Here is an 11633-nt window from a genome sequence, read left to right on the forward strand (position 1 = left end):
GCTGGAACTTCCGTCGCGATTGTGGGTTCATGGCTCCATGGCATCCCTCCATTCCCGCCGTCAGTTTCTCCAGACCTTCGGTTTCAGCGCGGCCGCTTTGCTCGCCGGACGCTTCGACCTGCGCGCCGCTTCGGTCGATCCAAAGGCGCAGCACCTCTTCCTCTTCGGAGATTGGGGCGCGGTGCTGCCCGATCCGCAACTTCAGGTCGCGCGCACCATGGCGAGCTACATGGAAGGGCAGGGGATTCGGCCGGCTGCGCTGCTCTCGCTCGGCGATAATTTCTACGGCCAAATGGACGGTGGCGTGGATTGCCCGCGCTGGAAGACGCAATTTGAGGACACCTATCCGAAGTCGCAATTCAGCGGCCCGTGCTACGCGTTGCTCGGCAATCATGACTACAGCGTCGAGCCCGCCGGAAAGGCCGAGGCTCAGCTCGCCTACGCCGCCGCGCATCCCGGCACTCGCTGGACCATGCCGGCGAAATGGTATCGCTTTGAATTTCCGCAGGAGCGTCCTCTGGTCACTTTCCTGATGCTCGATAGCAATTACCAAAAAGCCACGGCGGAAAAACTCTCGCTCACCGAGGAAGAGCGGTCCGCGCAGGCGCAGTGGCTCAAGGCCGAACTCGCGAAGCCGCGGACCACGAAGTATCTCATTATCTGCGGACATCACCCGCTGTATTCCAATGCCGGCGACAGCGTGAAGCTCATCGGCGAATGGGATGCGCTCTTCCGTGAGCAGGCCGCGCACCTCTATTTCTGCGGCCACATTCACGATCTCGAGCACCTCGAGTTCGATGGCCACCCCACTTCGTTCGTGGTCTCGGGCGGCGGTGGCACCACGCTGCGGCCGAACGAGAAGACGGAGTCTTCCGCACAGAATCGCTTCAATGGCAGGATCCATGGCTTCACCCACCTGGAGATCACTGACCAGCGCCTGGTCGTGCGGCACATCGGCGCGGAAGGAGGCCAGTTGCACGCCTTCACGAAATCCCCGCAGGGCGCGGTGGAAATCATCTAAGCGCGACCGCGTCCGTGGATGAACGGAGAGCAGGCATCATGAAGTCCGTTCTCCCCCTCTTCCGCGCGTTACTCGTTTGTACTTTGCTCGGGGTATCCTCGGGCCACCTCCTCGCCTGGGGGCCGCATTCGGAGATTACCCAGGCGGCGGTCGATACGCTGAGCACTGATGATGCGATCGTGCGCGAACTCGGCCCGGCGTTGGGCCGGCTGCGTGACTATTGCTGGATGGCCGATCAGCGCCGGCAATTGCGCCAGGAGGGTGCCGCCGGTTGGTTTTACAGCGACGACTATCTGCTCTTCCCGAAGATGACCACGCACAAGGATCATCTGTGTCCCGAAGTAAAGCAGACCTACGAGCCGTATTTCCGCCGGGCCTTGCAAGCGCTGCGCACTGAGACGCCGGTAAATGCCGCGCGCTGGATCGGCTCCATCATTCATTTCACCGAGGATACCGGTTCGCCTCCGCACGCCGCAGAGATCCGGGGCCCCGTGCACAGCAAGATGGAGAATTGGGTCGACGCCAAGGCCGTCACCATCGCCGGCTATCATCCGCGCTCGCTCGGTGCCACGGATGACGAGGCCGTGGCGGGATTTTTGCAGCGCATGAATGGCTTGATCGCCTTTTCAAAGGAACGCGCGGAGCGGGCGAAGCCTTTCGTGCTGGGCGACGATCGCGCTTCGACCGAACCGATCGTGCTGGAGAGTGCGCTGGAGTGCAGTCGCGTGGTGGCGGACATGTTGTTCACCCTCGGGCAGTTGGCGGAGAAATCGCCGACGGCTACCGGAACGGTGCATGGGACGATTACCGGCGCGGCGGCTCCGGGACTCGAAAAGATGCCGGCCAAAGTGGTGTTGGTCGGCACGGATTTCTCCACTCTGGCGGATGCCAAGGGAGAATATGAGTTTCGGCATTTGCCTCCCGCGACTTATCACGCCGCCGTGCTCCAGCCGGGTAGTGCGGTCGCCACGGCGGATATCGTGCTGTCGGCGGATCAGACGGTCACTCATGATATCGCGCTCCCTGCCGATGCGGTGCCGGGTAATTTGATTCGCAATAGCTCGCTGGCGGCGGTCTGGCTGGCGCCTTCCGTGCCGGATATGTGGTATCGGGTAAAATCGCGGATCGATAGCCCCTACTGGGAGGGGGAGATGCTGCCGCTGCAAAAGGGAAGAACCTATCGAGTGAATGTGTCGTGGCCGGAGAAGTCGACCGGACGCGTCGTAGTGCGCTTGCGCAAGAGCGCGGATTTTTCCCAATTACCGGAGGAGTTGCCACCGCTGCGGCCGGGACAAACGGAGCTCGAATTTCCGGCCGAGGGTGGCTTTGCCCAGGTGCTCGTCTATTCCGAAGGAGCGGCTTCTTCCGCGGTCAGAAATGTGGCCCTGACGCTGGTGCCATGAGTTCCCTGCGATCGGCCTTCATTCTCCTGGGGACCGCTTTGTTTCTTTCAGGTCCGCTGGCGGCTGCGGAAACGCGACGCGTCCTCGACAGCCATAGCCATCACCTTGGTTTGGAAGGAGAGCGCGAATGGAAAGATCTGGATGGCACGACGCCGGAAGGGCGCTCCCTGCAAATCACTTTCGACGCGCACGCCAATGCTCAACCCGCGACGCTGTTCATTCGCCAGCGGGACGTGAAGCTCAAATGGGCGGTGCTGTTGAATGGCCGCAAGCTCGGCGCGCTCGATCTCATGGAATATCCCGAGGTGGCGACGATCGCCGTGCCGCCGGGTGTGTTGCACGAAGGGCCGAACAATCTCTCGATCCTCTCCCCCGAAATGCCGGACGACGTTTTCATCGACGAGATTGCCCTGGATACCCGCGCGCCGGACGAGGCGCGCCGGGATGGAACGATTCACGTGCGCGTGATCGACCAGGATTCACGGGCCGCGTTGCCCTGCCGTCTCACCATCGCCGACGCCCACGGCGCCCTCGCGCCGTTGTCTGCGACGCCCGGACAAACCGTCGCCGCGCGCGCGGGCGTCGCCTACACGGGCGATGGGCAGGCCACCATCGGCCTCCCTGCGGGAGACTACACGCTCTACGCCACCCGTGGTCCGGAGTATGGCGTCGCCGAAAAGAAGATCTCCGTGCACGCGGGCAGTGCGGAGGACATCGACCTCGCCATCGCGCGCGAAGTAGCCACGCCGCACCTCGCCGCGTGCGACACCCACATCCACACCTTCACCTACAGCAAGCACGGAGATGCCTCGACGGAGGACCGGGTGCTCACGCTGGCCGGCGAAGGCATCGAACTCGCCATCGCCTCCGATCACAACGTCTACGCCGACTATTCCGACGTGGCCCGGCGCTTGAAAGTGGCCGACGCCTTCACGCTGGTCCTCGGGGATGAAGCCACCACCACCGTCGGTCATTTCATTGCTTTCCCCATCGCCAGCACCCAGGCGCCGCTGCCGGATGCGAAGCTTACGGATTGGCCGGCGCTGATGCAATCCATCCGCAGCGTGCCGGGTGTGCAGGTCGTGATCCTCAATCATCCGCGCGACACGCATAACTCCTTCATTCCCTTCGCACTGGAGAATTTCGACGCCGTGAGCGGCGATAACTTGCGCGGGCCGGACTTCACCTTCGATGCCGTGGAAGTCTGCAATTCGGGCACGCTGCAGTCGGATTTCATGCGCAGCTTTCGCGACTGGTTCGCCCTGCTCAATCACGGCTATCGCGTGACCGCCATCGGCTCCAGCGATTCGCATGATGTCTCGCGTTTCATCGTTGGACAGGGGCGCACTTACGTCACGTGCGACGACACGCACCCCGGCCACATCGACGTCGACGAAGCCTGCCGCAATCTCAAGGCCGGGCACGCCTATGTGAGCCTCGGCCTGCTTGCACGCCTCACCGTGAATGACCGCTTCGAGGCCGGCGACCTGGCGACTTCGCTGGGCAACGAGATCAAAGTGAACGTGAGCGTCCTTGGGCCGGACTGGGCGCAGGTCGATCGGGTCGAGCTTTACGCGAATGGCATCCAAATTCGCGAGCAGGTCATCGCGACGCCGAAGGCTCCGGGAGAAAAGGCGCGCATCGAGTGGCGCATTCCGCGTCCGGCGCACGATACTTATCTCGTCGCCATTGCCAGCGGCCCCGGCGTGACCGCGCCCTATTGGGCCATTCCATTTCCCTATCAGCCCACCGATCGTCTCCGGAATCCCAAAGTCATCGGGGCGACCAATCCCGTGTGGCTCGATGTGGATGGCGACGGAAAATTCACCTCCGCGCGCGGCTATGCGCAGGCGATTCTCAATCGCGCATCCGGTGACCCCGCGAAAGTGGCGGAGAGCCTCAAAGGCTACGACGCCGCCGTCGCTGCGCAGGTCACCGCGCTGACGGCGAAGCGCCAGCCGTAGCCGCACATGGCTATCCACTATCCACCATCAACTTTCCGTCGCCTTCCCCACGATCCGTTCCGCGTCCCGAGGTGTGCAGTGGTGAAAATCGTGCCCCCGCCACTCCGCATTCGGACCGCGTTTGCAGTGATCCAGGCAATGAGCTCCTTCCAGTGGAATGGTTCCGGTGAGGCCTTGGCGGGCCAGCGTGTCTTCCAGCGCATCCCAAAGTTCCTTCCCACCATTGCGCCAGCAGTTCTTCTTGTTGCACACCCGGATCGGGCAGACCGCGCAAGCCACGAGCCCGTCGGCCGTTACGAGCTTTACCTCGTCGATCACGCGCTTCCTGTCGCCCGCTCGTTCGTGTCCCAGCACCAGAACCTCCGCGCCCGGAGCCAAAGCCGTCTTCAGCCGATGCCGCAGCTCCTTTTCCACCTTGAGAAAGTGTTCCTCCTTGTCCACCCGCAAGACCATGCGCCGCTTGCCGAGCAGCGTGCGAATGAAGCCGCAAAACCGGCCGCGCAGTTCGAAAGGGATCGCAGGGTGTGAGGACATAACAGGGGAGCGGCGAATAGTGTTATCCTTCGCGGAACGAATGCAAATCGAAGCGTGACGCGTGGCTGGCGGCGCTATGCAACGGAGACCGGCTTCCCCGCGTGCGGGAAGCTCCTGCAAAGTGCCCACGGTTTAGGCAAACGCCCGGATCGCGGCTGCCTCGGTGATGGGATGTCCGCCCTCAACCGGAGCATCCCCATGCTGTTTGAAATTGCGGTCGCAACGACGCGCAAACTCGCCGCCGGTTTAGGTGCGTGTGCTTCCTTTCCATTCGGAAAGCCCAAAGCCGCAAAATCGAAGATACCTTAGTTAGTTAAGGCGAATACTCTCGTACCACTTCTCATAGTCAGCTTGATGCTCCTTGAAATCAGCCGCTGTGGTTACGAGAATCAGGAGATAACTTCCTTTGGGGCCAACTCCGTACCCCCCAAAAGCCAGCTTCGAGCCTTTCGTTGCCTTCACGGTTCGGTACCACTTCCAACCTTTCCCAGTGCCTTTGTCGATTTGGGTCCACCCGTCGTCGGGAATCATCGTCAATTTCACTCCAAACGCTTCGATGTCTTCCGCGCTTTCCGGTTCCCCCAGCTTGGCAACGGCGTAGAGAGTCACCCCGTCGTGTTCCGAGTAGAGTCCGCCCCAGCCGCCACCCCATTCCTTTGTCTGCACCTTGGCTCCCTCGGGAACCAGCATGGAAAATCCGTAATCGTTGGCCTTATAGGTTGTCCATCCGGCAGGGTCCGCAAAGGCGGCTCCGGAGACGAAGACAAGCAGGCTCATGACAGCAGCGAGTATTGGAAGCTTCATAGTGTTCATTGGATTCCAGATGTTGGTATGGGTGGTGTGTGTGGGGTGGGGGGGGGGTTGACGGTTGTTATACCACCGTTGTGAAGGAAAGCGCTACCGAATCAGAACGTCAAGCTCCGCCTGTTGCCTAAGGCTCAACGGTGGAGCTACGGTCGAGGCGATGAGTCATGCGATGGGGGCCGGCGGATTCAGCCGGGAGTGCCATAGCGGGGCTGCCGCCGTTGATATTGAGAAATTCGCCTGATTTCCGAACTCTTTAAGAAGGAATGGAGGAAGGGGTGTAAGAAACTCACACGTTCCTAAAATACACTGACGTTCAGCAACTCGTCATCGCAGACGTGTAATTACTCGCTGTCGTCGGGGGCGTTACAGTTCCAGTTGATAAAGCGGTTCGCAACGTCCGGCGGATTTAACGCTGATACCCAACTCTCAACCAGTTCCGGTGGTAGGTCTCCAACCAAGAGCAACGTGATTTTGGAACGTTCGGCTCCCGACCCGAAAAAGCCCTCTTGCTCGAGCCTCTGAAAACCGTTCAGAATTGCGCTCCAAAGCGATTCGAATTCCTCCTCGGAATCTTCCTCTGCGCCCATGCGATCAAAGTGTGTCCGCAGAGTTCCGTTGATCTCCTTGAAGTGCTTTTCACCGGCATCTGGAACGAAGAACCCCCAGTCTCCGTAAGACCACCGCAGGCCAGCACGAGTCGATGTGCATCCATACTTGGGGTCGACCTTCTCTCGGTAGCGCTTCAAGGTCGAGGTCAGGGCCTCCTCCGTATTGGCGGCTGGGTGCAGAAACTGCAACGAATCGTCAGTGAATAATGCGAAAGCGTAAAAGCGCTGATGCGCATTTACGTTGATTAGGTCGGAGAACGCGGCTCGCAAAGCAACATAGACTTGATCCGCGAGGCGGTCTGGTTGAATCGAGGGCATTTATCTTCGATAGCTTGGCATCCCAAAAGTCCTCAAGCGGATTGTGCGGAGCCGTCTTTGCCGCGACGCAACAAGTCTTGCTGGCGAGACACGCTTTCTGAGTACTCAGGTGTGACATGTCACTACCGTAGCGCCTGAGACTCAGGGATTTTTACGTGTTTAATAGGCGTGGAAACCGGAAGAGTGAAAGGGGTGGGATTGCGGCCACTTTGCCACGACCGCCTGCGTTTTGCGCCTCCGGCGGTTTGGAGTGACGCACCGCGTTTCGCAGTCGAACTGAAAGTTCGAATCTGACCATGTCCGCCATTTGCCACGGCCCCCTTTTTGCCACGAGCGCCGTGACAAATGGCGGAAGGGGTGGGATTCGAACCCACGGTGCCTTTTACAGCACGCTCGATTTCGAGTCGAGTGCCTTAGACCGGACTCAGCCACCCTTCCGTGATGGGGCGGGAGAGGTAACACCGCTCCCGCAAGGATGCCAGCGGAATTTTTCGCCGCCGACAAAATCGTCGAAATTCAGAGTAAAAAACGTGAAGGCACCGGTCGGACGCCGTGCCATTCAGTTTGGGGGCCTTGGCGTCATGGTGAGGGGGATGAGAGCTTTCAGTTCGACTGCGTCACGCGGCGGCGCGCCACAAGTGACCATCTCCCAATTCTCCGAAGAGGATGCAGCGTTCGTTGAAACGCTTATTGCCGCCTCAGCATCGTCATCATTCGGGATTTGCACCAAGTTTAAGAAGCTCTGCGGCGAGGTCGTCGCCGCCTTTGCTGCCCGCTGCGTGCGCAAGCATCAACGCAGTCTGACCGTCCGCAGATTTGATGTTCAGGTCAGCACCATGCGCTACCAATGCCTTGAGCATATCGACTCGGGGGCCACCCGCCGCAGCCATGTCGGCCAACCAATGCGTCGCCGTATAACCTCGGTAATTGTCGGTAGCGTTGACATCGAAGCCGTGGTCAAGGCACCAGACGAGTCCCTCCAAGTTGCCGCAACAGGCATCATAGTGAAGTTGTGTCATGCCTCGCTTTCCTACTCCGGGACTGAAAAGGGTAGGCTTGGACGCGGGGTTGGAAGTCTCGTTCATCGGACGGCGTGAGATGAGAAAGCAACCGGGAATGCAAAGGATGACTGCGGCGAGCGCAACGTGTTGGTTTGATTTCACGCTAGGCGAACGAATTGCTGTTTATTTTGCGGCAAATTGGGAGGCGACGCGCTCGGCAATAGAAGCATCACGGCTGGCGAAGTAGCAAAATTCGTCGTGCGAAATGTAAAATGCATCACGGCCCGTAGCTGAAATGCCGTAGCAGTCCCAGATGAAGAGCAGCGATGTGGCGACGATGGAAATGGCGTCGTCCCTGTCGGTTCCGGTGATGATGTGTGCGGGTGCTTCGGTGAGGGGACGACGTTCTCCGAGAGACTCGCGGAATCGAGTGAATAGCGGCAAATGCTGACTGGAAGGCCATACCGCCCAATCATCGACCAAGATCAGCGTTTCGGATTCGGAAGCTACGAAAGAGACAAGGCGTTTTGCTAGGTTCACCTTTTTGCCGGAGTCCATTGGATATGGCAGGTCAGCAATGTGGAAGTGGTCGGCACCAACGTTTGGACGAATCCAACCAACTTCTCGCAGCGGAACCTGCCGTTCTACGCACCATGCTTGCCACTGTTCTGACGTGAGGATACGCATCGTTCAATTCGACGCTACCAATGGCGGGAGTAAAGTGAAGAACAACCCTTTTTAACTCCTGGCGGATTGTGAGGAACGCGCTAACGATGACCCGACATGCCCGAATACCCGATCCACGAACTTGCCGATGACATCGCGCACTCTCTCACCCCGGAGGAGTTTGATGGCGCTGCCCAAATGGCGCTGGAGTTTGTCGATGGACTCAACCATGAGATCATCCAGCAGCGAGGGGTGAAGTTGGCTTGCTGTGAGGGCTGCGGGATTTGCTGTTCGCTCCGGATCGATGTGTTCGCTCATGAGGTCTTCCTGATCGCCCACCACATCCGCAATCATTTCACCGCGGAGGAGACGGCGGATCTGATGGTTCGCCTGGAGGCTCATGTTGCAAAGGTAGGGCCGCTGACGCCTTTTGAGCACGTCACGCAGAACATCGTCTGCCCTCTTTTGCAAGATGGCCGGTGCACGGTTTATGCCGTTCGTCCGCACACGTGCCGAAGGCATCACTCCCAGGACCTGGCGGCCTGCCAATACACCTTTGATCACCCCGATGATCTGGAAACACCTGCGGCCCACGATCGCGATCTCTTTAAAGCCCTCACGGGAGCGATGCAGCACAACGCCGAGGTGTATTTCGAACTCGGATTTGACTGCACGGTCTACGAACTGGGCACGGCGCTCCATGAAGCCCTGAGTGATCCGGCGAGTTGGCTGAGTTGGCGGAACCACGAGGAGGCATTTATCCACGCATCGGTGACTCCGATGGAGTAATCCGCAAGGGGCGCTCCGCGTCGATCAACCTGGGCGGAATCGCCCGGGTAGCGCTAAAACCGCGAATGGACGTCAATGAACGCGAATTTTTGATGGATCAATGACGGCGGTTTTTATCCACGATCGCCGCCAGAATCAGAATGAACGCGCCCAACCGAAGCGAATAAATAAGCGGGACCCATTCCGTCTTGATGGCGAGGACTTCGCAGATGATTCGTTCGACCATCAAGATGACAAACGCGGCCGAAAAGAAAAAGAAGAGCCGGTCGCGCGTCGACTTCCAAAACCGCAGGAAAAAAAGTGCGGCGGTCAGATATCCCATCGAAATGGCGCCAGCGAGAAAGGCATTCAGCATAATCAATTGGATTCAAGGACCAATCCGTAAAGCAAGACGAGCAGGGCGCACAGCGTTACGACACTACGCAAAGCAAGCAGGTCGATTTGTGGGAAGATGATCAGATCAACGAAAAGAAGTGCGTTAGCGAGGGCGAGGATGGCGAAACACAGCGCGCTCCACCGCAGGAGGGGTAATCGATTTTGCCGATAGGCTCGCCATAATAGAAAGCTACATAGCAGGCTGGTGACGATACAGAGTAGATAAACGACGGCGGCGATCATGGCTGCTTTTTGATTTTGAATGCGTCGGCAAAGCTCTGCGCTGGATCCCGATCCCTCTGGAAAATTGCTTCGATAATGCGGACGGGTTTTGACTTGTAAAGCTGATCGAGCGACGCGATCAGCGAGGCGGTTTCGCCGCTGGCGGCAAACAAGTAGCGCGGTGGGGTCTCGGAAGTCTTTTGCAGAAAGCCCAGCCTGACGAAATCCTCCAGCCAGCGCTCCACGGAGGGTTTCGAACTCAGAATCACGTCGTAGACTGCTTGAATCGACCAGGGCGCATCGTGTTTTCCGTGGAGCAGGAGCAGGATTTCCAGTTGTTCGACGGAACGGAAATGTGCCGAGATGAATCGCCGAAGTTCGATCGGAATAATTTCGCCGGGCATTTGTCGCGAGGAAAGCAGGCTCTATCGCGGAGTGCAAAGCAGGAAACCGCGCACTCAAAATTCGAAGCGCAAGAACACGCCGCGGTTGGCAGCAGGTTCGTGCTTGCGTTGGCACGCAGTTATTCTGTGCGGGAGGCTGTTCGCGGCAATCTTGCCGTGCGGTGGGGTTGACGGTTGAACTCTGCCCGCGGAAGGTGATGGACCGTGAAAATTGCGATCAATGGTGCGGGCATTGCCGGTCCTGCGCTGGCTTTCTGGCTCTCCAAATCCGGCCATGACGTCCTCCTCGTAGAGCAGGCGCCGCAACTGCGCCGTGGAGGCTACGTCATTGATTTTTGGGGCTTGGGCTACGATCTCGCGGAAAAGATGGGGATTCTGCCGGAGATACTTGCCGCAGGGTATCAGGTCGAAGAGGTGCGTTACGTGAACCGCCGCGGCCGGAAATGCGGTGGATTTCCGGTGGCCGATCTTGCTGCCTTCACTCATGGCCGTTTTACCACCCTGCGACGGTCCGATCTGGCCGCCTCCATCTACCACGCTATCGAGCCGCGAGTCGAAACTCTGTTCGGCGATTCGATCGCTACGATCCGCGAAGATCAGCATGGCCTGGAGGTAGGGTTCGACCGCTCTGCTCCGCGCCGCTTCGATATGGTCATCGGCGCGGACGGGCTCCATTCCCGCGTCCGCCGCGTTGTCTTTGGGCCGGAATCGGACGTCGAGTTCTCTCTCGGCTGCCATGTCGCGGCATTCGAGACCGAAGGATACCGTCCGCGCGATGAACTCGTCTATGTCAGTCACAATGTCCCGGGCCGGCAGGTTTCGCGTTTTTCGCTGCGCGAAGACAGGGCTATGTTTCTACTCTTGTTTCGCGATGAGTTCCTCGACGGCATGGATCCCCAGTCCGACACGGAGCAGAAAGCAGCGCTGACCCGCGTCTTTTCCGACGCCGGGTGGGAATGGCCGCGCATCCGGGAAATGCTGCCCTCGGTGGCCGACCTGTATTTCGATCGCGTCAGCCAGATTCGTCTGCCCCATTGGACGAGAGGTCGCACTGCTTTGGTCGGCGACGCCGCTGCCTGCGTCTCGCTAATGGCCGGAGAAGGCATCGGCCTGGCCATGACCGAGGCCTACATTCTCGCCGGCGAACTGCACCACAGCGGAAACGACATCGCCACGGCCTTCCGGCGTTATGAGGAACGACTGATGCCGTTCCTCAACCGCAAACAGCATTCCGCAGTCCGATTCGTCTCATCCTTTGTGCCCAAAACTTCCCTAGGCATCTGCTTCCGCAATGTCGTTACTCGCCTGCTGGGAATTCCGGCGGTCGCTGATCGCTTTATCGGTCAGGTGGTCCACGATGACTTCACGCTGCCCGATTACGGATTTTGAGAGGGGACGCCGCTGTCACGCGGTTCGCAGCATCGGCTTTGGAGGTCAGTCGGCACTTGCGCACCTTGAGGGTAACCGATGGCGCAGCTGGTAAACTTTGGCCGCCGCGAACGGTGATGTCGATGAGGAGGT

13 protein-coding genes and 1 tRNA gene are annotated in these 11633 nt (G+C 59.3%); 5 read left to right on the forward strand and 9 right to left on the reverse strand.

Features of this window, described 5'->3' with window-relative positions:
- Positions 1 to 37: 37 nt before the first annotated feature.
- The 3 genes from gvpC to CFE428DRAFT_RS02000 are packed head-to-tail and all read left to right on the forward strand — an operon-like array spanning position 38 to position 4388.
- Positions 38 to 1021, forward strand: a complete 984-nt coding sequence (gene gvpC, locus CFE428DRAFT_RS01990) for a gas vesicle protein GvpC (protein WP_006977752.1) — start codon at positions 38 to 40, stop codon at positions 1019 to 1021.
- A gap of 38 nt (positions 1022 to 1059) precedes the next feature.
- Positions 1060 to 2424, forward strand: a complete 1365-nt coding sequence (locus CFE428DRAFT_RS01995) for a carboxypeptidase regulatory-like domain-containing protein (RefSeq protein WP_006977753.1) — start codon at positions 1060 to 1062, stop codon at positions 2422 to 2424.
- Positions 2421 to 4388, forward strand: coding sequence for a CehA/McbA family metallohydrolase (locus tag CFE428DRAFT_RS02000; protein ID WP_006977754.1), 1968 nt, complete (start codon positions 2421 to 2423; stop codon positions 4386 to 4388). Before CFE428DRAFT_RS01995 ends, CFE428DRAFT_RS02000 begins: the two co-directional genes overlap by 4 nt.
- 27 nt (positions 4389 to 4415) lie before the next feature.
- On the opposite strand, the gene CFE428DRAFT_RS02005 is transcribed toward CFE428DRAFT_RS02000, so the two are convergent.
- The 6 genes from CFE428DRAFT_RS02005 to CFE428DRAFT_RS02030 form a co-directional block, all read right to left on the reverse strand.
- A complete protein-coding gene (locus tag CFE428DRAFT_RS02005) occupies positions 4416 to 4922 on the reverse strand; it encodes a (2Fe-2S) ferredoxin domain-containing protein (protein WP_006977755.1) in 507 nt (168 codons plus the stop codon).
- Between the two features lie 309 nt (positions 4923 to 5231).
- The gene (locus tag CFE428DRAFT_RS02010) at positions 5232 to 5699 is read right to left on the reverse strand and encodes a hypothetical protein (protein WP_006977756.1); all 468 of its coding nucleotides are present in this window, start codon (positions 5697 to 5699) and stop codon (positions 5232 to 5234) included.
- Positions 5700 to 6070: 371 nt separating this feature from the next.
- On the reverse strand, positions 6071 to 6655 hold the full coding sequence (locus CFE428DRAFT_RS02015) for a DUF4303 domain-containing protein (RefSeq protein ID WP_006977757.1): 585 nt from the start codon (positions 6653 to 6655) through the stop codon (positions 6071 to 6073).
- 346 nt (positions 6656 to 7001) lie between these two features.
- A tRNA-Ser gene (locus CFE428DRAFT_RS02020) sits at positions 7002 to 7093 on the reverse strand.
- Between the two features lie 272 nt (positions 7094 to 7365).
- Positions 7366 to 7674, reverse strand: a complete 309-nt coding sequence (locus tag CFE428DRAFT_RS02025) for an ankyrin repeat domain-containing protein (RefSeq protein WP_042724212.1) — start codon at positions 7672 to 7674, stop codon at positions 7366 to 7368.
- 165 nt (positions 7675 to 7839) lie between these two features.
- Positions 7840 to 8343, reverse strand: coding sequence for a hypothetical protein (locus CFE428DRAFT_RS02030; protein WP_131989168.1), 504 nt, complete (start codon positions 8341 to 8343; stop codon positions 7840 to 7842).
- Between the two features lie 96 nt (positions 8344 to 8439).
- Here CFE428DRAFT_RS02030 and CFE428DRAFT_RS02035 point away from each other — a divergent pair, with 96 nt between their 5' ends.
- Positions 8440 to 9111, forward strand: coding sequence for a YkgJ family cysteine cluster protein (locus CFE428DRAFT_RS02035; RefSeq protein WP_006977760.1), 672 nt, complete (start codon positions 8440 to 8442; stop codon positions 9109 to 9111).
- A gap of 97 nt (positions 9112 to 9208) precedes the next feature.
- Here the strand turns inward: CFE428DRAFT_RS02035 and CFE428DRAFT_RS02040 are convergent, their stop codons facing one another.
- The 3 genes from CFE428DRAFT_RS02040 to CFE428DRAFT_RS02050 are packed head-to-tail and all read right to left on the reverse strand — an operon-like array spanning position 9209 to position 10112.
- Entirely contained in the window at positions 9209 to 9466 is a 258-nt protein-coding gene (locus tag CFE428DRAFT_RS02040) for a DUF5985 family protein (protein WP_006977761.1), read from the reverse strand.
- A gap of 2 nt (positions 9467 to 9468) precedes the next feature.
- Complete coding sequence (locus tag CFE428DRAFT_RS02045; protein WP_006977762.1) at positions 9469 to 9729, reverse strand: DUF5985 family protein; 261 nt, start codon at positions 9727 to 9729, stop codon at positions 9469 to 9471.
- A complete protein-coding gene (locus CFE428DRAFT_RS02050; protein ID WP_006977763.1) occupies positions 9726 to 10112 on the reverse strand; it encodes a hypothetical protein in 387 nt (128 codons plus the stop codon). The genes CFE428DRAFT_RS02045 and CFE428DRAFT_RS02050 overlap by 4 nt, the downstream gene beginning before the upstream one ends.
- A gap of 204 nt (positions 10113 to 10316) precedes the next feature.
- On the opposite strand from CFE428DRAFT_RS02050, the gene CFE428DRAFT_RS02055 reads away from it, so the two are divergent.
- Entirely contained in the window at positions 10317 to 11501 is a 1185-nt protein-coding gene (locus CFE428DRAFT_RS02055) for an FAD-binding domain (RefSeq protein ID WP_006977764.1), read from the forward strand.
- The last annotated feature ends 132 nt before the right edge of the window (positions 11502 to 11633 follow it).

This window comes from Chthoniobacter flavus Ellin428 (genome assembly GCF_000173075.1).
Lineage (GTDB): Bacteria > Verrucomicrobiota > Verrucomicrobiia > Chthoniobacterales > Chthoniobacteraceae > Chthoniobacter > Chthoniobacter flavus.

What these genes read in the sequence shown, in the direction of transcription:
- CFE428DRAFT_RS02050 (WP_006977763.1), bottom strand. Translation starts at nt 10,112, where the DNA reads ATGCCCGGCGAAATTATTCCGATCGAACTTCGGCGATTCATCTCGGCA.
- gvpC (WP_006977752.1), top strand. Translation starts at nt 38, where the DNA reads ATGGCATCCCTCCATTCCCGCCGTCAGTTTCTCCAGACCTTCGGTTTC.
- CFE428DRAFT_RS02015 (WP_006977757.1), bottom strand. Translation starts at nt 6,655, where the DNA reads ATGCCCTCGATTCAACCAGACCGCCTCGCGGATCAAGTCTATGTTGCT.
- CFE428DRAFT_RS02045 (WP_006977762.1), bottom strand. Translation starts at nt 9,729, where the DNA reads ATGATCGCCGCCGTCGTTTATCTACTCTGTATCGTCACCAGCCTGCTA.
- CFE428DRAFT_RS02005 (WP_006977755.1), bottom strand. Translation starts at nt 4,922, where the DNA reads ATGTCCTCACACCCTGCGATCCCTTTCGAACTGCGCGGCCGGTTTTGC.
- CFE428DRAFT_RS02040 (WP_006977761.1), bottom strand. Translation starts at nt 9,466, where the DNA reads ATGCTGAATGCCTTTCTCGCTGGCGCCATTTCGATGGGATATCTGACC.
- CFE428DRAFT_RS02030 (WP_131989168.1), bottom strand. Translation starts at nt 8,343, where the DNA reads ATGCGTATCCTCACGTCAGAACAGTGGCAAGCATGGTGCGTAGAACGG.
- CFE428DRAFT_RS01995 (WP_006977753.1), top strand. Translation starts at nt 1,060, where the DNA reads ATGAAGTCCGTTCTCCCCCTCTTCCGCGCGTTACTCGTTTGTACTTTG.
- CFE428DRAFT_RS02025 (WP_042724212.1), bottom strand. Translation starts at nt 7,674, where the DNA reads ATGACACAACTTCACTATGATGCCTGTTGCGGCAACTTGGAGGGACTC.
- CFE428DRAFT_RS02035 (WP_006977760.1), top strand. Translation starts at nt 8,440, where the DNA reads ATGCCCGAATACCCGATCCACGAACTTGCCGATGACATCGCGCACTCT.
- CFE428DRAFT_RS02000 (WP_006977754.1), top strand. Translation starts at nt 2,421, where the DNA reads ATGAGTTCCCTGCGATCGGCCTTCATTCTCCTGGGGACCGCTTTGTTT.
- CFE428DRAFT_RS02010 (WP_006977756.1), bottom strand. Translation starts at nt 5,699, where the DNA reads ATGAGCCTGCTTGTCTTCGTCTCCGGAGCCGCCTTTGCGGACCCTGCC.